Source organism: Streptomyces sp. NPDC093260 (assembly GCF_040683715.1).
Lineage (GTDB): Bacteria > Actinomycetota > Actinomycetes > Streptomycetales > Streptomycetaceae > Streptomyces > Streptomyces sennicomposti.
In genome coordinates this window covers 248,276-271,075 of sequence record NZ_JBFBEK010000001.1, presented here as the reverse complement: position 1 = coordinate 271,075, position 22,800 = coordinate 248,276, and the positions used below count along the sequence as shown (strand labels likewise).

Sequence of the window (22,800 nt, the reverse complement as noted above, 5' to 3'; positions counted from 1 at the left end):
AGGTTCCCCCGACTTTGTGAAATCCTTCACCCACCCCCTTGGCCGGGTGCCGGGATTCGTGCTGAGATTCCGCCACCACTCGAAGCTCGAAGACGTGCTGGGGAGGGCAACGTGGCGCATACCGCCATGTCTGGTAACGGAACGACCGCAGGTGACGATCCACTCCAGACCGCGGTATGGCGGCTGCGTTCGCGCGCGTGCTGGGCCGACGCGGCGGCGCTGCTGCGGTCGGGCACCCCCGCCGCGGCCCTCCAGCGCACCGCGCTGCTGGTGGAGCGGTGCCTGTACACCGAGGCCGGGTGGCAGGACGCGGAGGACGCGCTGCGCGCCGCCGAGGCGCTGGCCCACACCGACGAGGAGCGGGGCGCGGCCGCTTGTGAACGCGGGTACCTGGCCTACTCGGCCACGCTGCACGGCGTACGGGACCGGGCCGACGAGGCGCGCTCCGCGCTGGGGCGGGCGGCGGCGCTGATCCCGCCGGGCTCGCCGGGGCGGGCGCTGCTGGACTTCCGGCGCGGGCTGATCGCGGAGAACCTGACCCGCTCGCCGCAGGCCGCGCGGGCCGCCTACCGCCGCGCCCACGCGGGCGCCACCGCGCACCAGGACCCGCTGCTGCTGTCCTTCACCTGGCGGCACCTGGCCGGGCTGGCGCTGCGCGAGGGCGAGCTGGCCGACGCCCGGCACGGCTTCGCGGAGTCGCTGCGGATCCGCGAGGAGCTGGGCTACCTCGTCGGCACGGCCCCGGCGCTGGTCTCCCTGGCCGAGACGGAGACGGAACCGGAGGCCTCCCGCCTCCGCGAGGAGGCCCGCCGCCTCTTCCGCCTCCTGGGCGGCGTCCCCACCTGGCTGGCCGCCCACCTGACCCCGCCGTCACCGGGGGCGGCCACGGCGTGACGGGGGTCGTGACAGGGGTTCAGCGCGAGCCCGTGACGTGGCCGTGGAGCAGGACGCGGACCGTGTCCAGGTCCCGGGCGATCAACGCGTCCAGGAGAGCCGTGTGGTCCGTGGCGTCCGCCAGGAGGGCGGGGGCGGCGGCCGGGGGGCGCTGGGTGCGACGGTGCAGGTCGGCGGCGATCCGGACCAGTTGCTCGTTGCCCGACAGGGACAGCAGCGCGCGGTGGAAGGCGCGGTCGGTCTCGGCGTAGGCCGCCGGGCAGCCGGAGGACGCGGCCCGTACGGTCGCCTCGGCCAGGGGCCGCAGGGCCGCCCACCGCTCGACGGGCACCGTCCCGGCCAGCCGCAGCAGCACCGGCACCTCGAGCAGCGCCCTCACCTCGGCCAGCTCGGCCAGCTCGCGGGCGCCGCGCTCGACGACCCGGAAGCCCCGGTTGGGCACGACCTCGACGGCGCCCTCCAGCGCCAGCTGCTGCATCGCCTCCCGGACCGGCGTCGCGGACACGCCGAACCGCTCGCCCAGCACCGGCCCCGAGTAGACCTGGCCGGGGCGCAGCTCGCCGGTGGCCAGCGCGGTGCGCAGCGCGGCGAGCACCTGGCCGCGCACGGAGGACCGCCGCACCACCGGTCCGGACGGGGCGGCCGCCTGTGCGGCCGGCCGCCCGCCGGCCGGCCACTCCCCGAGGGGATGCCCGCCGGACGCGGGAAGGTCCTGCGCGTCCTCACCATAGGCGGCTGCGCCGGGCGCGGGGCGGGAAGCTTCGCCGTGGGCGGGGCCCCGTATGCCGTCGCCGTGCGTGTGCTCGCCGCGGGCGTCCTCCGCCGCCGAGGCGTGCCGCGCCCGCGCCGCCTGCCGGGGGAGCCGCGGCGCGCCCGGGGCGGTCCCCGCCGGGCCGGCGGAGTCCTGCGCGCCCTGCTTCACGGTTCTCCTCCGGGCTTGGGGGTGCTTGGGGCCATTACGGCCGGTTGCCGCTCTTGCGTCAAGCACCTTAGACACATGTGGCCAAGGGTTCACATTCCGCCGAAGTGAAGTAAGGTAAGGCTTACCTCCAACCGTCCCCGACGCCCGTGAATCGGTGGTTCCGGCATGCCTGTGCCCCCTTCGGCAGTTGCGGCCGCGTACGCGCGCCTCACCGAGGTCTTCCCCGGCCTGACGGTGACCGAGCCGGCTCCCGGCGAGCCGCTGCCGCGGGGCGGCGGGTGGGTCGCCGCCGACGCCCTGGCCGCGGGCGGCCCCGCGCTGGAGGCCTTCCTGGCCTGGGACGACGCGCAGGTGCTGCGCGACTACGGCACCCGGGCCCGCCCGGACGTGGTGGCGAGTTTCGCCCTGCACCGCTACGCCTGGCCCGCCTGCCTGCTGTTCACCGTCCCCTGGTTCCTGCACCGCCGCGTCCCGCGCCTGCCCGCCGCCCACGTCGCCTACGACCGCGAGGGCGGCCGCATGGCCGTGCGCCCCGCCTCCTTCGCCTGCCTGCCCGGCGACCCCGCGGCCGCCCTGCCCGGCGCCCGCGTGGTGCCCGACGAGGAGGCGCTGCGCGCCGAGGTACGGGCCGCCGTCGCCGAGCACCTCGAACCGCTCCTCGCCTCCTTCGGCCCGCGCATGCGGCGGCGCGGACGCGCGCTGTGGGGCATGGCGACCGACGAGATCGCAGAGAGCCTGTGGTACATCGCCGGCCTCCTCGGCGAGGAGGACCGCGCGCTGCGCGAGCTGGAGCTGCTGCTGCCGGGCGCGACCCGGCCCTACGTCGGCTCGGCCGCGTTCCGCGAACTGACCGGCCCGAAGGGCGAGTCACGGTCCACCCGCGACCGGATCAGCTGCTGCATGTTCTACACCCTGCGCCCCGAGGACACCTGCGCCAACTGCCCGCGCACCTGCCCGGGCGGACGCGCCGTCAGGACCACGGCCGCCGTGGCCGCTTGACGCCTGCGATGACCTGACGGTCCACCGGAAGGTACGACGGGCCGCTGCGCGTCCCGTAAGATCGTCCACGACTGGGACCCCATACGGGCGCGAGGAGTTCACAACTCCCTCACCCGTCGCGGGAACTTTCCGCGGAACCGCCCGTACGGGTAGTCTTATTCGAACTCAACTCCCGCCCCTCAAGCGGCAGTTCGAGCAGAACGCCGTCCCCGGGCATCCCCTTGCACCTCCTTGGCGGCCTCTTGCCCCGAAACCCCCTGAGGGCCGCCGGGATTGGGCCACTATGGCGGGCGTCACGCCCTATCCCAATGCAAGGGACCCTAGATGAGACTGACCGACATATCGCTGAACTGGTTGCTTCCGGGCGCCGTGCTGCTCCTGGGCGTGCTGGCGGCGGTGGCGGTGCTCGCGCGCGGCAAGCGGTCCAAGGGGAACACGAGTACCGAGGACTCGTGGGAGCGCAGCGAGGAGCGCCGCAGGCGCAAGGAGGCCGTCTACGGCACCGCTTCCTATGTGCTCCTGTTCTGCTGTGCGGCGGTGGCCGCAGCCCTCTCCTTCCACGGCCTGGTCGGCTTCGGCGAGCAGAACCTCGGCCTGTCCGACGGCTGGCAGTACCTGGTGCCGTTCGGCCTGGACGGCGCGGCGATGTTCTGCTCCGTGCTCGCGGTGCGCGAGGCCAGCCACGGTGACGCGGCCCTCGGCTCCCGGCTGCTGGTGTGGCTGTTCGCCGCCGCCGCGGCCTGGTTCAACTGGGTGCACGCGCCGCGGGGCGTCGACCACGCGGGCGCGCCGCAGTTCTTCGCCGGCATGTCGCTGTCGGCGGCGGTCCTCTTCGACCGCGCGCTGAAGCAGACCCGCCGGGCCGCGCTGCGCGAACAGGGCCTGGTTCCGCGCCCGCTGCCGCAGATCCGCATCGTCCGCTGGGTGCGCGCTCCCCGCGAGACGTACCGCGCCTGGTCGCTGATGCTCCTGGAGGGCGTGCGCAGCCTGGACGAGGCGGTCGAGGAGGTGCGCGACGACAAGCGCCAGAAGGAGGAGCGGCGCCGGCTCAGGCGCGAGCAGGAGCGGGTGGAGCGCGCCCAGCTCAAGGCGATCAGCCGGGGCCACCGCGGCTTCGCCGGCCGCGGCCGGCAGGGCGAGGCGCAGGCCCTGGAACGGGGCTCCGGGCAGGCCTCCGCGGAGCCTGCCATAGCGCCCTCGGAGCCGCTGCCGGTGCGTTCGCGTCCCTCGCTCCAGCCCGTCCGCAAGGGCGGTGACGCCATCACGGTCGACCTCACCGCGGAGGACGACACACAGGCCCTGCCGCGGCTGGACTCGCTGGAGCGCAAGCTGAAGGACCTGGAGCAGCAGTTCGGCTGAGCCATGAGGACACCACGGTGCCGTAGGGGCACGGAGGGGGGCGGGGCGCGGTCCGGACGGACCGCGCCCCGCCCCCCTTCCCGCTCAGGCCGCCCGCGCCGCCGTCAGTTCGAACCACACCGACTTGCCGACCTCGTGCGCGCACACGCCCCAGGCGTCCGCCAGGGACTCGACCAGGACCAGTCCCCTGCCGTTGGTGTCGGAGGCGGCCTCCGGCACCCGCGGCCGGGGCCGCCGCGCCACGAAGTCCCGCACCTCCACGCGCAGTCCGCGCGGCGAGACGGTGGCGGTCAGGATCGCGTCGTCGTCGGTGTGCACGAGTGCGTTGGTGACCAGTTCGCTGGTGAGCAGTTCGGCCACGTCGGTGCCGTCCGGCCGTTCCCAGTGGCGCAGCAGCTCGCGCAGCGCCCGGCGCGCCTCGGGGACCGCCCGCAGATCCGCCCGCGGCAGCCGGCGCCGCAACTGGGGCGCCGGTGGCCGCCGCGGCATGTCCCCGTTCCCGTCCGCCGCTTCCGCCGGAAAGGCCGCCGCCGCAGCGGGACCGCCTCCTCTTGCCTGACTCTCCATCTCCCCCGCCCGCGTGCCGATCTCGGATCCCCTCCAGCTCGAACACGTTCACGGAGATCCATGCCCAGCCGGACCCACGGCAGTCATGTGGAATCGTCAACGACCGAGCGGCCGGCCAGGTTGGCCGGAGTACGACGCTTTCCGCGCCCGCCGGGGCCCGGCGCCGTGTCCGCCAGGGCGCGAGGCCAGGCCCGCCGACGGAGGCGTGAGCGCCGGGCGGTTCAAGGGCGCGGTACGTTGCGGAGGTTGGAGCGGGCCATCTGCACCATCCGGCCGACGCCGCCGTCCAGCACCATCTTCGAGGCGGACAGGGCGAACCCGGTCACCATCTCGGCACTGATCTTCGGCGGGATGGACAGGGCGTTGGGGTCGGTCACGACGTCCACGAGGGCCGGCCCCTTGTACCGGAACGCCTCCTTGAGTGCCCCGGCCAGCTCCTTGGGCTTCTCCACCCGTACGCCGTGGGCGCCGCAGGCGCGGGCCACGGCGGCGAAGTCCGGGTTCTTGTTGGCGGTACCGTAGGAGGGCAGTCCGGCAACCAGCATCTCCAACTCGACCATACTGAGCGCGGAGTTGTTGAACAGCACGACCTTCACCGGCAGTTCGTACTGCACCAGGGTGAGGAAGTCGCCCATCAGCATGGCGAAGCCGCCGTCCCCGGACATGGAGACGACCTGCCGGCGCCGGTCGGTGAACTGCGCGCCGATCGCCATGGGCAGCGCGTTGGCCATCGAGCCGTGCGAAAACGAACCGATGATCCGGCGGCGGCCGTTGGGAGAGATGTAGCGGGCGCCCCAGACGTTGCACATCCCGGTGTCGATGGTGAACACGGCGTCGTCGGCGGCCAGTTCGTCCAGCACGGCGGCCACGTACTCGGGATGGATCGGGACGTGCCGGTCGACCTTCCTGGTGTACGCCTTGACGACCCCCTCCAGCGCGTCGGCGTGCTTCTTGAGCATCCGGTCGAGGAAGCGCCGGTTCCTCTTCTCCTTCACCCGCGGGATCAGACAGCGCAGCGTCTCGCGCACATCGCCCCACACGGCCAGGTCGAGCCGGGAGCGGCGGCCGAGGTGCTCGGGCCGGACGTCGATCTGCGCGATCTGCACGTCGTCGGGCAGGAACGCGTTGTACGGGAAGTCCGTGCCGAGCAGGATCAGCAGATCGCACTCGTGGGTGGCCTCGTAGGCGGCGCCGTAGCCGAGCAGCCCGCTCATCCCGACGTCGTAGGGGTTGTCGTACTGGATGAACTCCTTGCCGCGCAGGGCGTGTCCGACCGGTGACTTGATCTTCCCGGCGAACTCCATCACCTCGGCGTGCGCGCCCGCCGTGCCGCTGCCGCAGAACAGGGTGACCTTGTCGGCCCTGTCGATCATCCGCACCAGCTCGTCGATCTCCGCGTCGCCGGGCCGCACGGTGGGCCGGGAGGTGACGATCGCGGTCTCGGCGGCCTTCTCGGGGGCGGGTTCGGCGGCGATGTCGCCCGGCAGGGTGACCACACTGACGCCGCTGCGGCCGACCGCGTTCTGGATGGCGGTGTCCAGCAGCCGGGGCATCTGCTTGGGGCTGGAGATCAGCTCGCTGTAGTGGCTGCACTCCTGGAACAGCCGGTCCGGGTGGGTCTCCTGGAAGTAGCCGAGGCCGATCTCGCTGGAGGGGATGTGCGAGGCGAGGGCGAGCACCGGGGCCATGGAGCGGTGGGCGTCGTACAGACCGTTGATGAGGTGCAGGTTGCCGGGGCCGCAGGAGCCGGCGCAGGCCGCCAGCCTCCCGGTGATCTGCGCCTCGGCGCCGGCCGCGAAGGCGGCGGTCTCCTCGTGCCGGACGTGGATCCAGTCGATGGCGGCGTTGCGGCGCACCGCGTCGACGACCGGGTTCAGACTGTCCCCGACGACGCCGTAGAGGCGTTTGACCCCGGCGCGGACGAGGGTGTCGACGAACTGCTCTGCGACGTTCTGCTTGGCCATGGCTGCTGGGCGCCCTTCGGTCTCCTGCGGTCCCGGTGCGGATTCCTCTGGGTCCATGAATTCACAGCCGCCGCGCTCACGCCTCCCAGACGGCGACGGCCGTACGGTCGTCCGCGTACCCCTTGACCCGCGTCTGGGCGTCCGCGAGGAACGCGGCGAGGCCCGGCACGGCGGCGTCGGACCACCGTCCGGCCAGCCGAGCGGCCAGCTCCGGCTCGCCGCGCAGCGGGTCGGCCAGACCGTCCGTGCACATCAGCAGCACATCACCCGACCGGGCCAGGGACGCCCGGAACCGGAAGGGCGCGCGGGGCGGCTCGGGCGGGGAGGCGGGGACGTACGGGTCCGGCGGGGCCGGGAGGCCGAGGTCCAGGGTGAGACGGTCGCCCTCGGGGGCGGGGGCGCCTCCCGCCGTCGGTCCGGCATCCGTGCCGGGGCGTGCGTTCGTGCCGGGTCCTGCCGGTGCCGGCACGTCGGGCTCGATGTCCTGCCATGCGCCGCCGCGCAGGCGGAACAGCCCGCCCGCGCCGACGCCGAAGAAGACCCGCACGCGGCACTCGGGGTCGGCGGGCAGCAGCAGACAGCGCAGGTCCGCCGTGTACTCCGCCGGGTCGATTCCGCGTTCGACGGCGGTGGCGCGGAGTCTGCCGAGGGAGCGGTCGGTGAGACGGTGCAGGCCCGCCTTCAGCTCGCCGCGCCGCCCGGCGCGGATGTCCTGCACCAGCCGGACATGGCTGCGGCCCACGGCCCGCGCGATCCACCGGCACGCCTCCGCCGCGGCGCGGTGCGCCTGCGGGGCGGTGCGGGCGCCGGTCGCCATCGCGACGAGCACGAGCGCCTGCTCGCCGCTGCCGAACCGGGCGGTGAGGAGCGCGTCCCGGCGCGGTTCGCCCCGGTAGCGCGGGGAGTCGCCGCGCAGGGACACGGCGCGCAGGGTGCAGGCCCCGTACCTGGCCCCGTCCAGCACCGTGTCCGGCACCAGATCGTCCGTCTCGTCGGGGTCGGCCCCGGGCAGGGCCGTCGGCTCGGCGTCGTAGGTGGGCGGACCGGAGCCTACGTGGGCGACGGTGGGGGGCTGCTGTTCGGGGACGGGGGCGGGGCCTTCGGGGGCCGCTTCTCCGGGGGCGGGCGTGGGGGCGGCGCGGGGGTGTGAGGGCCTCGGGGCCGGCGGTGGTGGGGAAGAAGGGGGCGGAGGCGCGGAGGGCCGTGGGGGCGAGCCGGGGCGCGCGGGCGCGGCAGCGCGCGGTTGCCCAGGGGCGCTGTCCGCCGTCAGGGCGGTGTCCGCCGCAAGGCCGGTGTCCGGCGGAGTGGTGTCCGCCGGGGCGCGTGCACCGGCGTACGCGCCCCCGATGGGGTCGCCCGGCGCGGGCGCGGCAGGAGGCGCGGGCGGGGGTACGGGCGGAGCCGCTGACGCGGGCCCGGGCGCGGGCGGGGTGCGCGGCTCGGGCGGAGGCGGCGGGCCGGGGGTGAAGGGCGCCGGGCGGCGGGCGGTGGTCGACACGGTGTCCTGCGGCGCGCGGCGCCACCAGTCCGGGCCGGGGTCCGACGGCGGGACGCCATGGGCGGGAGCGCGGTCGGCCTCCGGCGCCTCGCCGGCACCCGCGGTCGTCCAGGGACGGCCGGGGGCGGGGCCGAAGCCGGGTGCGCGGTCCACCCCCCGCGGTGACTCGCCCGACGGCTCGGCGGTCGGGCCGGGAGGCGGCCCGCCGGGCTTCTCGGGCGGCGGCGCAGCCGACCCGGACGGTGCCCCACCAGCCGGCTCGTACGGTGTCTCACCAGGCGCCCCGGAGGGGGTGCCTCCCGCCGGCCGGGACGGCGCCGCCGCGGCCGGGCCGGTGGCGCGCGGTGCGGGCACGGCCGTACCCGGCGCCGACGACTGCGGACCGTCCCCGAACGAGAACCACTCCTCGTCCCGGCCCCGCCCGTCCCCCGCGGGACCGTCACCGTCAGCGCCGGTGCCCGGCGCTCCGGGGCCTTCGGTCCCGTCCAACGTGTCGGCGGCCGAGGCGAAGCGGTCGTCCAGGGAATCGGCCGCGGCCGTCGGACCCGTGTCGTCGGTGGAGTCGTCGTACAACTGCCTCCACCAGTCGTCCTCGTGACCGGTGGGCCTTCCCCCCTGCTGGCTCATGCCCTCAATAATCCACCGCGGGGGGCTCGGGAAAACGGGGCAACGGGAAAATCCGGCGCGCACCCGCCCCGCGAACGGACCCCTCGGGTGATGGATGGAACTCGCGTACGAAACGAAGCCGCCGGGCGGTCCCACCCCCCACGGGAGAACCGCCCGGCGACACCTGGGCGACCCGGCGCCGGGTCACGACTGGACGGCCGCCGCACGCAGCCGGCGTCCACGCAGGCCACGGCCTCCGGGGCGGCACATCGATGCTTCGGTGATGCCACCTTGTCAGGAGGACCACCGGTACCGCGATGATGTTGGAAGGCGGGTTTGCGCCGTGGCCGTTTTCCGCCACCGGCGGCCCGCCTCGATCACCGTGGCAGAGCGCCCGAACGGGGAGGGACGGCAGCCGATGCTGGCAGCGATAGGTCTGGACGAGCGGCACGAGTCGGCGTACCGGGCACTGGTGTCCGTGGGCGCCGCCGAGGTGCCCGACCTCGCGCGGCGGCTGATGCTCGGCGAGCGGGACACCGAGCGCGCGCTGCGCCGCCTGGAGCGGCACGGGCTCGCGGCGCAGTCCTCCGCGCGGCCCGGCCGCTGGGTCGCCGCGCCCCCCGGTGTGGCGCTGGGCGCGCTGCTCACCCAGCAGCGGCACGAGCTGGAGAAGGCGGAGCTGGCCGCCGCGCTGCTCGCGGAGGAGTACCGGGCGGCGGCGGGCGAACCGGCGGTGCACGATCTGGTGGAGGTGGTCACCGGCGCGCCCGCCGTCGCGCAGCGCTTCCTCCAGCTCCAGCTGGGCGCGAACGAGGAGGTGTGCGCGCTGGTGACCGACAACCCGGTCGCCGTCTCCGGCAGCGAGAACGACGCCGAGGAGCAGGCGGCCGGGCGCGGTGTGCGCTACCGGGTGGTGGTCGAGCGCGCGGTGCTCCACCAGCCGCAGGGCGTCACGGAGCTGACGGCCGCGCTGGGCCGGGACGAGCAGGTGCGGGTGGTGGACGAGGTGCCGACCAAGCTGGTGGTGGCCGACCGGTCGCTGGCGATGGTGCCGTTGACGGCGCGCTCGGCGGAGCCGGCCGCGCTCGTCGTGCACGCCAGCGGTCTGCTGGAGCTGCTGTCGGGGCTGTTCGAGTCGGTGTGGCGCACCGGGCTGCCGTTGCGCCTGGGCGCGTCCGGCGTCACCGAGCAGGACCCGGACGGCCCGGACGCCACCGATCTGGAGGTGCTGTCGCTGCTGCTGGCCGGGCTGACCGACGCGAGCGTGGCCAAGCAGCTCGACCTGGGCCTGAGGACCGTGCAGCGCCGGGTGAAACGGCTGATGGAGCTGGCCGGGGTGACCACCCGGCTGCAACTGGGCTGGCACGCCTACGAACGCGGCTGGGTGGCCCGGGAACGGCAGTGCTGACCGGGGGGGTTCGGGCAGCTCGGGGCTCAGGCGGCGAGGGATCCCTCCAGGGCGAGCAGCCGCGTCTTGCGCTCCAGGCCGCCCGCGTACCCGGTGAGGGAGCCGTCCGCGCCGATCACCCGGTGGCAAGGGCGCACCACCAGCAGGGGGTTGGCGCCGATCGCCCCGCCGACGGCGCGAACCGCCGCCCGGGAGGCCCCGATCCGGGCCGCGATCTCGCCGTACGTGGTGGTCGCGCCGTACGGGACGGTGTCCAGGGCGGCCCACACGCGTTCCCGGAAGGCGGTGCCGGAGCTGTGCAACGGCAGTGTGAACTCCTTGAGTTCGCCGGCGAAGTAGGCGTGCAGCTGTTCGTCGGCCGCGTGGAAGGGCCCGGCGTCGTGCCGCCAGTCCGGCTGGACCGTGCGCCCGCCCTTCTGGCCGGGCACGGACAGCGAGGTCAGGGCGCCGGCCGGGTCTGCGGTGAGGAGCAGCGGACCGAGGGGGCTGTCGAGCCGCGTCCAGTACGTGGTGGCCGGGTCGGGCGGTGCCGTGGGGGCCGTCGCGGAGGCGGCGATCGCCGTGGCGTCGTGGGTGGGGTCCTGGCCGTTGGTCGTCATCGGATCTCCGGCTTCCCTGCTGTGCGCAGATGGTTGAGGGCGTAGGAGCGCCAGGGGCGCCAGCTGTCGGGGGCGTGCGCGTCGGGCGGGGCCGCGTCGGGGTCGCCGAGCGCGCGGGTGCGGATCGCGGCGACCGTGGCGGCGTCCAGGCCGGGCAGGGCGAGCAGCGCCCGGTGCGCCTCCTCACGGTCGGCGCCGGGGTCCAGCCGGACGTCGCCGTCGGCGAGGGCGGCGGTCAGGGCGCCCAGGGGGCCGTACGGTTCTGCCTCGGCGAGGACGGACGGTTCGGGGAACAGGTGGGTGAGACTGCCGCAGGGGGCGTCCAGCGTCTTGCCGTACCGGAGTACCAGCTCGGCGGCGGCCGCGGGCCCCACCAGCGCGCGGACCGCGGCCTCCTCCGGGTCGGCGGCGCCGGGCGAGCGCAGGCCGGGGCGGGCCGCGACCAGCGGGGCCAGCCGGGGGTCCGCGCCGAGCCGTTCGTCCACGGCGTACGGGTCGGCGTCGAGGTCGAACAGCCGGCGCAGCCGCTGTACGGCCGTGGTCAGGTCGCGCGGGTCGGTCAGGTGCAGCCGGCCCTCCAGCCAGCCGCCCGGCCGGGCGCCGGAGGCGGCCTTGGGCGTGCCGGTGCGTTCGGCGACGGCGGCGATCCCGGCGCCGTGGGGCAGGCGCAGGGTGCGCCGGTACGTCCGCGCCCCCGGTCGCCCGCTCACCTCCTCCACGCCGGGCACGGCCTCGCACTGGAGCAGGTCGAAGACGGGACCGGCCTGGTAGGGGCCGCGGTGCGCGAGGCGCAGCGGAATCCCGGCGGTGGGCGTCGCAGTGGTGCGGCGCCGGGTGCGGGGCGCGGCGGCGCGCAGTTCGCCGGGGGTCGTGGCGTAGACGGCGCGGATGGTGTCGTTGAACTGCCGTACGCTCGCGAAGCCGGCCGCGAAGGCGATCTGGGTGACCGGCAGGTCGGTGGTCTGGAGCAGGACGCGCGCGGTGTGGGCGCGCTGGGCGCGGGCGAGGGCGACGGGTCCGGCGCCGAGTTCGGCGGTGAGCTGACGCTGCACCTGCCGGGCGCTGTAGCCGAGCCGGGCGGCGAGCCCGGCGACGCCCTCCCGGTCGATCACGCCGTCGCCGATCATGCGCATCGCCCGGCCGACGACGTCGGCGCGGACGTTCCAGTCGGCGGAGCCGGGCACCGCGTCCGGCCGGCACCGCCGGCAGGCGCGGAAGCCCGCGCCCTGGGCGGCGGCGGCCGTGGCGAAGTACCGCACGTTGTCCCGCTTGGGCGTCACCGCCGGGCAGCTGGGACGGCAGTAGATCCCGGTCGTCTCGACGGCGAAGAAGAACTCGCCGTCGAACCGCCCGTCCCGGCTGCGTACCGCCTCGTACCTGCTGTCCTCATCCATCACGCTGTCCAGTGTCCGCCCTCGGCGCCCCCGGGACTGGCGGGAATCGGACATCACGGTAGGGGACGTCACGGGGCGCGGCGCCCGCTGGTGCGAGGCGCGCCGCGCCCGTCCTCCGGGCGGGGAGGCGAGGGAGGGCCGGCCGGGAGGCCGCCCTGCCCGCCAGGGCCTCGGGCCGCCCGGGCGGGCAGAGCGGCCCACGGCCCTGGCGGGCTCCCGCGGCCCGGGGGCCGCGAAGCCCGGGGGCCGCGGGACCTACTCCCGTCGCCCCCGCTTCGCCGCCGCCGCCGCGCGGCCCTCCGCGCCCTTCCGCTTCCAGTCGCGGCGGATCTCCGCGCGCAACCGCGCGTCGGTCTTGGCGGTGATCCACTGGTTCTCGCGGATGAGCTTGCGGTAGCTGTCCAGGCGGCGTTCCGGCAGGGCGCCGGAGTCGACGGCGGCGAGGACGGCACAGCCGGGCTCGCTGTCGTGGGCGCAGTCGTGGAACCGGCACCGCGCGGCCAGCTCCTCGATCTCGGCGAACACCTGCCCGACCCCGCTCTCGGCGTCCCACAGGCCGACGCCGCGCAGCCCCGGCGTGTCGATCAGGACGCCGCCGCCGGGCAGGACGAGCAGGTTGCGGGTGGTGGTCGTGTGCCGGCCCTTGCCGTCCACGTCCCGGGTGTGCTGGACGTCCATCACGTCCTCGCCGAGGAGCGCGTTGGCCAGGGAGGACTTGCCGGCGCCGGACTGCCCGAGCAGGACGGAGGTCCCGTCGGCGACCGCGGCGGCGAGCACGTCGAGCCCGTCCCCGGTCAGCGCGCTGACCGCCAGCACCGGCACCCCGGGCGCCGTCGTCTCCACGTCCCGGACGAGGTACGACAGCCCCACCGGGTCCGGCACGAGGTCGGCCTTGGTCAGCACGACAAGCGGCTGCGCCCCGGACTCCCACGCCAGGGCGAGGAACCGCTCGATGCGGGCGAGGTCGAGCTCGACGGCGAGGGAGACGGCGACGATCGCGCGGTCGACGTTGGCGGCGAGGACCTGCCCCTCGGACCGCTTGGAGGAGGTGGCCCGGACGAAGGCGGTGCGGCGCGGCAGGTACGACCGTACGTAGCGCGGGTTGCCGCCGGGTTCGACGGCGACCCAGTCGCCGGTGCACACGACCCGCAGCGGATCGTGCGGGGTGACGAAGGCGGTGTCGGCGCGCAGCACGCCGCCCGCGGTGATCACGTCGCACCGGCCGCGGTCGACGCGGACGACCCGGCCGGGCAGGAGCCCCTGGTCGGCGTGCGGGGCGAACGCGGCCGCCCAGCCCTCGTCCCAGCCGTAGCCGGAGAGCGGGTGCGGCGAGGAGGCGGAGACGGACCCCGCGCTGGAGGTCGCGGCCGGGGAGATCCCGGAGAAGGACGTCTTGGAGAAGGAGGCCTCGGGGGAACCGGAAGCGGAGGAAGACAAGGGAAACCCTTCACAAGGGCGGCCCCGGCCGCCCGCGCCGCCTGGCGCGGGAGAAGTGGTGGGTCAGCCGGAGGCCACGGAGGTGGAGTGGACGATCCTCTGAACGCGGGCAGCGCCCTTCGCGAAGACAGCCATCGGTCACACCTCCTGTCGCACGACCTCGTCGGCGGCGGCCGACGGCCACCGCGTGAAGCGACGCCCACTCTAGAAGGGCACGCATCCGGCCGCCACGGGTTTTTCCGCGCGGTTACCGTCCTTCCGGGACAGTGGGGTGTTCGACGGCGGCCCGAAACGGGACGTACAGTACCCCCAGGGGTATATCACTAGGAGTGATCGTGGAACTGGAGCTGGACGGCACCGACCTCAAGGCCGTACTGAACCGGCTGCGCCGCGCGCAGGGCCAGATCTCCGGGGTCATCCGGATGATCGAGGAGGGCCGGGACTGCGAGGAGGTCGTCACGCAGCTCGCCGCCGCCTCGCGCGCCCTGGACCGGGCCGGGTTCGCCATCATCGCCACCGGTCTGCAGAAGTGCGTGGCCGACATCGAGTCCGGCCGCAGGAACGGCGAGGACGCCGCCGCGATGCGGGCCCGCATGGAGAAGCTGTTCCTGTCCCTGGCGTGACCGGGGGCGGGCGCACTCCGTCTCCTCGCGCGGCGCGCACGACGACGCCGGGCTCCTGGTCGCGGGGAAGCGCGGCGCCACGAGAACGACGCTCCCGCTCCTGTCGCCGCCCGGGCCGAACGGCCTTCCCCCCGGAACCAGGTGACCGCGCCTCCCCTCCGGCTCCTCCCCTAGGGTTCGGCCGGTGTGATGCGGCGGCCCGTGACACGGGCGGGGCGGATGCGCACCCACAGCGTGCGCCGGCCGCCCGCCCACGGAGCGGAGTGCGCCCGCTCCTCCAGCCGGCGCACCTGCTCCGGGTCGGTGACCGCCTCCGCGGGGCCGACCACGAGCACGCTCCAGCCCCGGCTGAGCGCGTCGTCCACGTGATCGACCTCGAAGGCGGTCTCCGTGCCCACGGCGGCGGCCGGGGCCGCGTCGGTCGCGGTGCGGAAGACGACGTCGCCGTCGATCACGTCGTAGTTGACCGGCACGACGGCCGGGCCGTCCGCGGTGGTGAGCCCGACCCGGCCCACCCCGTGCGTGGACAGCAGTTCCCTGCTCTCGTCCTCGCCGAGGTCCGTCAGCAGCGGGCGCAGCAGCGCGTGGCCCTGGCCGGGCGGCAGGTCCTGGCCGCCGCCGCGCAGCGCGTCGAGCGTGGTGCCGAGCGCGTCGGCCAGCCGCAGCAGCGTCGCCGGGCTGGGGTCCGACGGGTGTTCCTCCAGATAGGCCAGGTACTGCGGCGACATCCGGGCCCGGGCGGCCGCCTCCGCGACGCTGAACCCCTGCCGCTCCCGGGCGGCCGTCAGCCGCCGCCCGATGTCCCCTGGCCGCCCCGCCCGCGCCCCGGCACCGGAGGCCGTCCCCTCGGGTGCCGGGGCCGGCGCCGAGGGCTCCTGCCCGCGGGTCACCGGCTCGGCGCGGGCCGCCTGCTCGCCGTGGCCCACCGGGTGGACGTGGGCGTCCGCGCCGGGGAAGACGAGGGTGATCTCGCCCGTGTCCGACCAGCGCACGTCGTACGGCGGGGTGCCGTCGTCGTGGTGCAGGCCGACGATCTCGCCGTCGCGCCGGGTGACGCCGGTGACCGGACTTTCCACCACGAGCCGATCGCCTAGCTGAGCGTGCATGACCATGCCTCCCTCAGGGATCCGCTTCCCAGGATCGCCCGCCGCCGTGTCCAGCACCAACGGGCGGCCTCCGGGGCGCGGGTCCTCCCGCGTCGTCTCAGCCGTCCCAGGACCAGTCCGCCACCTCGGGCAGGTCCACCCCGTGCTCGCGGATGTAGGCGTGGTGGCGCAGCCGGGCGTCCTCCATGCGCTGGCGTACGGCCGCGGCGCGCACCGCGAGGCCGGGGACGCGGTCGATGACGTCCATGACCAGGCGGTAGCGGTCGAGGTCGTTGCTGACGACCATGTCGAACGGCGTGGTGGTGGTGCCGATCTCCTTGTAGCCGCGCACATGGAGGTGGCTGTGGCCGTGGCGCCGGTAGGCCAGCCGGTGGATCAGCCACGGGTAGCCGTGGTAGGCGAAGATCACCGGCTTGTCGGCGGTGAACAGCCCGTCGTACTCGAAGTCGGACATGCCGTGCGGGTGCTCCCCGCTCGGCATCAAGCGGGCGATGTCCACGACGTTGACCACCCGCACCGCCAGTTCGGGCAGTTCGCGGCGCAGCAGTTGCGCGGCGGCCAGCACCTCCAGGGTGGGCACGTCGCCGGCGCAGCCGAGGACGACGTCGGGTTCGCGGCTGCCGTCCTCGGTGCCGGCCCAGTCCCAGACGCCCGCGCCGCGCGCGCAGTGCACGGCGGCCTGGTCCATGGAGAGCCAGTCGAAGGAGGGCTGCTTGCCGGCGACGACCACGTTGACGTAGTCGCGGCTGCGCAGGGCGTGGTCGGCGACGGACAGCAGGGTGTTGGCGTCCGGCGGGAAGTACACGCGGACCGCTTCGGGGCTCTTGTTGAGGATGTGGTCGACGAAGCCGGGGTCCTGGTGGGAGAAGCCGTTGTGGTCCTGGCGCCACACGTGTGAGGTGAGCAGGTAGTTCAGGGAGGCGATGGGGGCGCGCCAGCCCAGCCGGCGGGTGGTGCGCAGCCACTTGATGTGCTGGTTGACCATGGAGTCCACGATGTGCACGAAGGCCTCGTAGCAGGAGAACAGGCCGTGCCGGCCGGTGAGGAGGTAGCCCTCCAGCCAGCCCTGGCAGGTGTGTTCGGAGAGGATCTCCATCACCCGGCCGTGCCGGTCGAGGTGTTCGTCCACGTCGAGGGTCTCGGCCTGCCAGGCCTTGCCGCTGGCCCCGTAGACGGCCTGGAGGCGGTTGGAGGCGGTCTCGTCGGGCCCGACCAGGCGGAAGTCACGCCGTTCGGCGGTCGCCCGCATGACGTCCTCCAGCAACTCGCCGAGGACGCGTGTGGGTTCGTGCATGCTCGCGCCGGGCTTGTCGACGGCGACGGCGTGCTTCTCCAGCGGGGGCATGGGCAGTTCGCGCAGCAGGCGGCCGCCGTTGGCGTGCGGAGTGGCACCGAGGCGGCGCTCGCCGTGCGGGATGCCGGCCAGGACGGCCGGGCGCGGGGCGCCGTGTTCGTCGAAGAGTTCCCCGGGCCGGTAGGAGCGCAGCCAGGCTTCGAGTTGCCGCAGGTGTTCGGGGTTGTCGCGGACGGCGGCGAGGGGGACCTGGTGGGCGCGCCAGGTGCCCTCGACGGGCAGGCCGTCCACCTCGGCGGGGCCGGTCCAGCCCTTGGGGGTGCGCAGCACGATCACCGGCCAGCGGGGTCGCTCGGTGACGCCGTCCTCACGGGCGGCGCGCTGGACGGCGGCGATGCGGTCGGCGGCGGTGTCCAGGGCGGCGGCCAGGGCGCGGTGCACGGTGGCCGGGTCGTCGCCGGTGACGTGCAGCGGGTCGTGGCCGTAGCCGCGCAGCAGTTCGTCCAGTTCGGCCTCGGGGAGCCGGGCCAGGACGGTCGGGTTGGCGATCTTGTAGCCGTTGAGGTGCAGGATCGGCAGGACCGCGCCGTCGTCCACCGGGTCGAGGAACTTGTTGGAGTGCCAGGAGGCGGCCAGCGGTCCGGTCTCCGCCTCGCCGTCGCCGATGACGCAGGCGACCAGCAGGTCCGGGTTGTCGAGGGCGGCGCCGTAGGCGTGGGAGAGGGCGTAGCCGAGTTCGCCGCCCTCGTGGAGGGAGCCGGGCGTCTCGGGGGCGACGTGACTCGGCACTCCGCCGGGGAAGGAGAACTGCTTGAACAGCCGCGCCATGCCGGCCGCGTCCCGCGTCACGTCCGGGTAGGTCTCGGTGTAGGAGCCCTCCAGCCAGGAGTTGGCGAGCACGGCCGGCCCGCCGTGGCCCGGCCCCCAGATGCACACGGTGTCCAGGTCGCGCTTCTTGATCAGGCGGTTGAGGTGGGTGTGCACGAGGTTGAGGCCGGGCGAGGTGCCCCAGTGGCCGAGCAGCCGCGGCTTGACGTGCTCGGGGCGCAGCGGCTCGGTCAGCAGGGGGTTGGCCATCAGGTAGATCTGGCCGACGGCGAGGTAGTTCGCGGCACGCCAGTGGGCGTCCAGTTCCGCTAGCTCCTCGTCCGTGAGTGCGGCGGGCGCCTGCTGCGTCTCGACGGACATCGGGATTCCTTCCTGGGGACTGCGGCGGTGGGCGTGCTGCGCGCGACATGCCACGTGGCACACCCTCCACCCTCCGGGGCCGCCCGGGTACCCGACAGGGCCGTTCGGGTCACACTCGAAGGGCGGGCGGTCCGGGCGCGGTGGGATCCGTCGGGGCGGGGACGGATCACGGCCGGTCGGCCCGTGCCGTACGGCCGTGGCCCGTGCCGGGTGCGGGGTGCCGACGCGGTCACCGCCGGGCGGTGCCGCGGCCCGGCCGACGCCGCCGTACCCGCGTCAGGCGACCGCGCAGTCCCGGCCGTTGAGACGGAAGCCGTACGGCGTGGAGTTCGCGCCGTGGCGGTCGGCGACGAAGCCGAAGGCGAAGGTGCCGCCCGCGGCGACCGAGCGGTTGTACTCGGTGGCGGTGGCGGTGACCCGGGGGCCGCTCTGGGCGGCCTCGGCGTCCCACATCTGGCCGACGCGCTGGCCGTCGCGGAAGGTCCAGGCGACGCGCCAGGCGTCGAGGGGGTGGGCGGTGGTGACGGTGACGGTGGCCTGGAAGCCGTCGGCCCACTCGTTGACGACCTGGTAGCGGACCCGGCAGGCCGCGGCCGGCTCGCTGCTCGCCGGGGCGGGCGCGTCCTCGCCGGCGGTGGGCGAGGCGGTGCCCTGGGGTTCGGGGTCGGGGTTGTCGTGGGCGGGTGCGCTCGCCGTGCCGGTCGCGGTCGGCCGCCCGGCGGAGGGGGCCGGCGAGGAGGGCGGGGCGGCCGGGGTCGCGCCGGTCGAGGGGCCGGTGGGGAGCGGGAGGACGCCGGGGTCGGCCACCGACTGCCGGCCGCCGTCGCCGCGCGCGCCGTCGTTCGCCTTGCCGTCGAACGGCATCAGCGACACGGTCAGGGCCAGCGCCGACAGCGCGACGGCGGCGGCGAGCAGGCTGCCGCGCACCACCCGGGCCCGGCCGCCGCCGTCCCCGGCCTCGCCGCTCGCCGCCACGGGGGGACGGGGTCCCAGCCGTACCTCGGCGGCGCGGCGGCGGCGCTCCAGGTAGGCGAGGCCGCCCCAGCCGATGACGCCGCCGGCCAGCGCGGCGGGCAGCGCGCCGCCGTGCGGGCGCAGACAGGCGGCGGCCTCGGCGCAGCCCACGCAGGTGGCGAGGTGCCGGGAGAGGTCCTCGGGGGCCTCGGCGGCGGCCGCCGCCGGGCGGGTGACCGCGTCCAGCAGCCGGGCGTAGCTGCGGCACTCCGCGTCCATCGGCGTGTCGAGGTGGTCGCGGCGGCAGCGGTCCCGGAACAGGGCCCGCACCTGGTCCAGTTCGCCCGACACGGCCGCCGGGTCCAGGCCGAGCCGGCGGGCCACCACGACCAGTGGCAGGGCCTCCACCTCGGTGAGCCACAGCAGCGCGGCGTCCGCCTCCTGGAGGTCCCGAAGGGCGCGCAGGGCGAGCGGGCGGTGCAGCGGCGGGCCCGGATAACGGGCGGCCTGCGGGGAGTTGAGCCACAGCCGCAGATCGGGGTCCAGCCGGTGGCCGAGGCCTTCGGCCTCCCAGGCGGCGGCGGTGGTGCGCACCGCGGTCAGCATCAGCGGGATCGCGGGCAACCGGGGCGTGCGGCGGCCCCGGGACGCGCCGGCGTCGGCGGCGCGCACCTCCCGCACCCCGAGCGCGAACGCCTCCATGGCCAGATCGTGCGCGGCGGCGGAGCCGGCGGTGCACAGGTCGGCGTAGGAGAGGACGGCGTCCCAGCACTCGTCGAAGAGCGCGGCCTCGGTCGCGTCCTTGGGGCTCGGCCGGTCTGGCATGGCTCTCCTGCGTCCACGGATGCGAGAGTCAACCGACCCTCGGGGAATAGCAGTTGGGTTCGCCTCGCAGCGGAGCAAGAGCCTTTCACGGCTCCTGCACAACTGACAAGCCGATCATCCGGATGCCGTCACGCACACCGCGTCGCGTGACCGCGCACCGTCACCGCCGACCTGCTCCGCCCGTGCCGGGGGAGGCGCCCGGCGCGTGTCCGGCGGTGTCCGAAAAGCTACACCGCCACCCGCCGGGACGCCGCCCCCTCGTGACGTCTTTTCCGCGCGCCCCCGGCGGCCCCCCGGCCGCGGGCTCCTCGGCCACGTACCCGCGCTCCGAGCGCCCTCGCCCGCCGTCTCCCGCTGCGCTAGGCGCCTTCGCCCGCCGTCTCCCTGACGCCCTCGTCGCCGGCGGAGTCGGCCGCCGGGAGGCTGTCCATGAAGGAGCTGACCGAGAAGACCGCGCGGCCGGGTCCGGGCGGACCGTAGCCGGGGGGCGAGGAGAGGCCGAAGTCCTCCATGGTCTGGCGGTAGGCCTGGAGCAGCCGGATGTGGTACTCCAGCGGCGCACCCTGCGGGTTGGCCTTGCCGAGCGGGGTGGTGGGCTCGGGGCACCAGGTGGTGAAGCGGGGCGTGATGCCGTGCGACATGAAGAAGCGCAGCCCCTCGGTGGTGGACGCGATGGCCTCGTCGACGGTCTTGAAGCCGAACGGCTCGGCCATCTCCACGCCCGCAACGAAGTTGGGGATCACGTTGCGCGCGCCGAACACGTCGGCGGAGTCCAGGATGCGCTTGTGCCACTCGTCGCGGCCGACATACCGCTCCTTGCCGGGGCAGTACATCTTGAACAGGTACTCGTCCCACACCTCGAAGTTGGGGTGGTAGATCTGCACGCCGTAGTCCTTGAAGCGCTGCACGTCGGCCTTGGGCAGCGCCTGCGCGACGACCTTGCCGATCCAGCGGCCGGGGAAGCGCTCCTCGATGGCCTTGGCGTAGTGGCCGTAGAAGTCGGCCTCGTCACGGCCGGAGACGGTCTTGGTGATGGCGCCGCCGGTGAGGGTGTAGGCGGTGGACGCCTTCTGCGTGTCGTAGCGGTCGATGATCTCCAGGGCCTCCAGCACCTCCTCGACGTCCTTCACGCCCGTGTAGGGGCGGCCGGCCGCCTTGTGCTGACGCCAGTTGTGGTTGATGTCGCAGTACTGGCACTCCTCCTTGGCGCCGAAGTACTGGCAGACGCGGAAGACGGTGAGGTAGATCAGGTAGCCCCACTGGATGGTGGGGGCCACCTCCATCACGGACTTCCCGTTGGAGAGGGTGTGCCGGTAGTACTCGGGCATCGGCGGCACGCCCACGTCGGCGATCCGCCTGCCGTCGAGGTAGAGGCCGAGCACACCGTCCTCGTCGGCGGCCACCCGGTAGGGCGAGGCGGGGTTGACCCGTACGGAGACGACGGTGCGCCGCAGGTCGTACGGGCCGCCGGTGAGGATGATCTCCTCCGGCGGGCGGCGCAGCGCGGCCTCGCCCAGCTCGGGCAGGGTGCCGTGGTCGAAGGAGAAGATGAAGTACGACTTCGGCTTCACCTCGCCGTTCTCGTTGTCGCTGAGCGCGGAGGGGTCGAAGGCCACCCCACCCCGCAGCAGGTCCTCCTTGAAGACGGCTTCCCGCGGTACGTGCGGGAAGCGCTCCATCAGATCCTCGACCAGCGCGGTACGGCTGCCCATCCGGTCTCTCCTCCTGGCTCGTACGTACGACTCCTCACGGTATGCCCCCGCCCGCGGGCGGGCCGTGCCGGGTCCCCCCAGTGGGGCGCGCCATGGCCCGGGACTAATTAGTATTGTCACTTTACAAATGACGTGGCACTGTCGGGGACGCGGGTCCGCAGCGGGCCGCAGGGCCGTGGGAAGGACGCCAGGATGACCGGGACCGTGACCAACTGGGCGGGCAACGTCGCCTACACCGCCGAGGAGGTGCACCGGCCGGAGTCGGCCGGTGCGCTGCGGGCGCTGGTCGCCGGCGGCACGAAGGTGCGCGTCCTGGGCAGCGGGCACTCCTTCAACGAGATCGCCGACCCCGGCCCCGACGGCGTCCTGCTGTCGCTGGCCGCGCTGCCCGCCGAGACGGACGTCGACACGGCGGCCCGCACGGTCCGGGTGGGCGGCGGGGTCCGTTACGCGGAGCTGGCCCGGCGGGTGCACGCGCACGGTCTCGCGCTGCCGAACATGGCCTCCCTGCCGCACATCTCGGTGGCCGGCTCGGTCGCCACCGGCACCCACGGCTCGGGCGTGGCCAACGGGCCGCTCGCCTCGGCGGTGCGCGAGGTGGAGCTGGTCACGGCCGACGGGACGAGCGTGACGATCGCCCGCGGGGACGCCCGGTTCGACGGGGCCGTCACCTCCCTGGGCGCGCTCGGCGTCGTCACCGCACTCACCCTCGACCTGGTGCCGGCCTTCGGGGTGGAGCAGCACCTGTTCACCGAACTTCCCCTGGTAGGGCTGGACTTCGAGGCGGTGGCGGGTGCGGCGTACAGCGTGAGCCTGTTCACCGACTGGCGCGACCCGGGCTTCCGGCAGGTGTGGCTCAAACGGCGCACGGACGATCCGCTGCCCGCCTTCCCGTGGGCGGTGCCCGCGAAGGTCGCCCTGCATCCGGTGCCCGGGATGCCGGCCGGCAACTGCACCGAGCAGTTCGGCGTGCCCGGCCCGTGGCACGAGCGACTGCCGCACTTCCGGCCGGAGTTCACCCCGAGCAGCGGCGCCGAACTCCAGTCGGAGTACCTGCTGCCGCGTACCCACGCCCTCGCCGCGCTGCACGCGGTGGACGAGATCCGCGCGGCCGTGGCGCCCGTGCTCCAGATCTGCGAGGTGCGCACCGTCGCCGCCGACGCGCAGTGGCTGAGCCCGAGCCACGGCCGGGACACGGTGGCGCTGCACTTCACCTGGATCGAGGACACGGCGGCCGTACTCCCGGCGGTACGGCGGGTGGAGGCGGCCCTGGAGCCGTTCGATCCGCGCCCCCACTGGGGCAAGGTGTTCACGACACCGACCGCCGCGCTGCGCGGACGGTATCCGCGGCTGGCCGACTTCCGGGCACTGGCGAAGGAGTTGGACCCTGCGGGGAAGTTCGCCAACGCGTTCGTGGCGGGGCTGCTGGACGACTGACCGCCGCGCGCGCA

17 protein-coding genes are annotated in these 22,800 nt (G+C 74.8%); 6 read left to right on the top strand and 11 right to left on the bottom strand.

Features of this window, described 5'->3' with window-relative positions; translation table 11 throughout:
• Positions 1 to 126 precede the first annotated feature (126 nt).
• Complete coding sequence (locus tag AB0N63_RS01005) at positions 127 to 894, top strand: hypothetical protein (RefSeq protein WP_365522277.1); 768 nt, start codon at positions 127 to 129, stop codon at positions 892 to 894.
• 19 nt (positions 895 to 913) lie between these two features.
• On the opposite strand, the gene AB0N63_RS01000 is transcribed toward AB0N63_RS01005, so the two are convergent.
• A complete protein-coding gene (locus AB0N63_RS01000; RefSeq protein ID WP_365522275.1) occupies positions 914 to 1,816 on the bottom strand; it encodes a GntR family transcriptional regulator in 903 nt (300 codons plus the stop codon).
• Between the two features lie 165 nt (positions 1,817 to 1,981).
• Between AB0N63_RS01000 and AB0N63_RS00995 the strand changes: the two genes are divergently transcribed.
• Positions 1,982 to 2,815, top strand: coding sequence for a (2Fe-2S)-binding protein (locus AB0N63_RS00995; RefSeq protein WP_365522272.1), 834 nt, complete (start codon positions 1,982 to 1,984; stop codon positions 2,813 to 2,815).
• 324 nt (positions 2,816 to 3,139) lie between these two features.
• A complete protein-coding gene (locus tag AB0N63_RS00990) occupies positions 3,140 to 4,174 on the top strand; it encodes a DUF2637 domain-containing protein (RefSeq protein ID WP_365522269.1) in 1,035 nt (344 codons plus the stop codon).
• An 84-nt stretch (positions 4,175 to 4,258) separates the two neighbouring features.
• On the opposite strand, the gene AB0N63_RS00985 is transcribed toward AB0N63_RS00990, so the two are convergent.
• The 3 genes from AB0N63_RS00985 to AB0N63_RS00975 all read right to left on the bottom strand — a co-directional run bounded on the left by AB0N63_RS00985 (position 4,259) and on the right by AB0N63_RS00975 (position 8,830).
• A complete protein-coding gene (locus tag AB0N63_RS00985; protein WP_365522267.1) occupies positions 4,259 to 4,663 on the bottom strand; it encodes an ATP-binding protein in 405 nt (134 codons plus the stop codon).
• Positions 4,664 to 4,962: 299 nt separating this feature from the next.
• Positions 4,963 to 6,705 carry a pyruvate dehydrogenase gene (locus AB0N63_RS00980; protein ID WP_365522265.1) on the bottom strand — a complete coding sequence of 581 codons (1,743 nt, stop codon included), beginning with the start codon at positions 6,703 to 6,705 and terminating at the stop codon, positions 4,963 to 4,965.
• Between the two features lie 76 nt (positions 6,706 to 6,781).
• Complete coding sequence (locus tag AB0N63_RS00975; protein ID WP_365522262.1) at positions 6,782 to 8,830, bottom strand: protein phosphatase 2C domain-containing protein; 2,049 nt, start codon at positions 8,828 to 8,830, stop codon at positions 6,782 to 6,784.
• A 397-nt stretch (positions 8,831 to 9,227) separates the two neighbouring features.
• On the opposite strand from AB0N63_RS00975, the gene AB0N63_RS00970 reads away from it, so the two are divergent.
• On the top strand, positions 9,228 to 10,217 hold the full coding sequence (locus AB0N63_RS00970; protein ID WP_365522260.1) for a helix-turn-helix domain-containing protein: 990 nt from the start codon (positions 9,228 to 9,230) through the stop codon (positions 10,215 to 10,217).
• A 26-nt stretch (positions 10,218 to 10,243) separates the two neighbouring features.
• Here the strand turns inward: AB0N63_RS00970 and AB0N63_RS00965 are convergent, their stop codons facing one another.
• The 3 genes from AB0N63_RS00965 to rsgA form a co-directional block, all read right to left on the bottom strand.
• Positions 10,244 to 10,816 (bottom strand): methylated-DNA--[protein]-cysteine S-methyltransferase, encoded by a 573-nt coding sequence (locus tag AB0N63_RS00965; RefSeq protein WP_365522258.1) that lies wholly within the window; start codon positions 10,814 to 10,816, stop codon positions 10,244 to 10,246.
• Positions 10,813 to 12,210 (bottom strand): AlkA N-terminal domain-containing protein, encoded by a 1,398-nt coding sequence (locus AB0N63_RS00960; RefSeq protein WP_365522898.1) that lies wholly within the window; start codon positions 12,208 to 12,210, stop codon positions 10,813 to 10,815. The genes AB0N63_RS00965 and AB0N63_RS00960 overlap by 4 nt, the downstream gene beginning before the upstream one ends.
• A gap of 255 nt (positions 12,211 to 12,465) precedes the next feature.
• Positions 12,466 to 13,587 (bottom strand): ribosome small subunit-dependent GTPase A, encoded by a 1,122-nt coding sequence (gene rsgA, locus AB0N63_RS00955; protein ID WP_365522895.1) that lies wholly within the window; start codon positions 13,585 to 13,587, stop codon positions 12,466 to 12,468.
• A 395-nt stretch (positions 13,588 to 13,982) separates the two neighbouring features.
• Here rsgA and AB0N63_RS00950 point away from each other — a divergent pair, with 395 nt between their 5' ends.
• Positions 13,983 to 14,270 carry a metal-sensitive transcriptional regulator gene (locus AB0N63_RS00950; RefSeq protein ID WP_009191323.1) on the top strand — a complete coding sequence of 96 codons (288 nt, stop codon included), beginning with the start codon at positions 13,983 to 13,985 and terminating at the stop codon, positions 14,268 to 14,270.
• A gap of 170 nt (positions 14,271 to 14,440) precedes the next feature.
• On the opposite strand, the gene AB0N63_RS00945 is transcribed toward AB0N63_RS00950, so the two are convergent.
• The 4 genes from AB0N63_RS00945 to AB0N63_RS00930 form a co-directional block, all read right to left on the bottom strand.
• Positions 14,441 to 15,376, bottom strand: coding sequence for a pyridoxamine 5'-phosphate oxidase family protein (locus tag AB0N63_RS00945; protein WP_365522255.1), 936 nt, complete (start codon positions 15,374 to 15,376; stop codon positions 14,441 to 14,443).
• Between the two features lie 97 nt (positions 15,377 to 15,473).
• Complete coding sequence (locus tag AB0N63_RS00940; protein ID WP_365522252.1) at positions 15,474 to 17,858, bottom strand: phosphoketolase family protein; 2,385 nt, start codon at positions 17,856 to 17,858, stop codon at positions 15,474 to 15,476.
• A 276-nt stretch (positions 17,859 to 18,134) separates the two neighbouring features.
• Positions 18,135 to 19,637 (bottom strand): cellulose-binding domain-containing protein, encoded by a 1,503-nt coding sequence (locus tag AB0N63_RS00935; RefSeq protein ID WP_365522250.1) that lies wholly within the window; start codon positions 19,635 to 19,637, stop codon positions 18,135 to 18,137.
• Positions 19,638 to 19,996: 359 nt separating this feature from the next.
• Positions 19,997 to 21,349, bottom strand: a complete 1,353-nt coding sequence (locus AB0N63_RS00930; protein WP_365522247.1) for a radical SAM protein — start codon at positions 21,347 to 21,349, stop codon at positions 19,997 to 19,999.
• A gap of 192 nt (positions 21,350 to 21,541) precedes the next feature.
• Between AB0N63_RS00930 and AB0N63_RS00925 the strand changes: the two genes are divergently transcribed.
• Positions 21,542 to 22,786, top strand: coding sequence for an FAD-binding protein (locus AB0N63_RS00925; protein WP_365522245.1), 1,245 nt, complete (start codon positions 21,542 to 21,544; stop codon positions 22,784 to 22,786).
• Positions 22,787 to 22,800 lie beyond the last annotated feature (14 nt).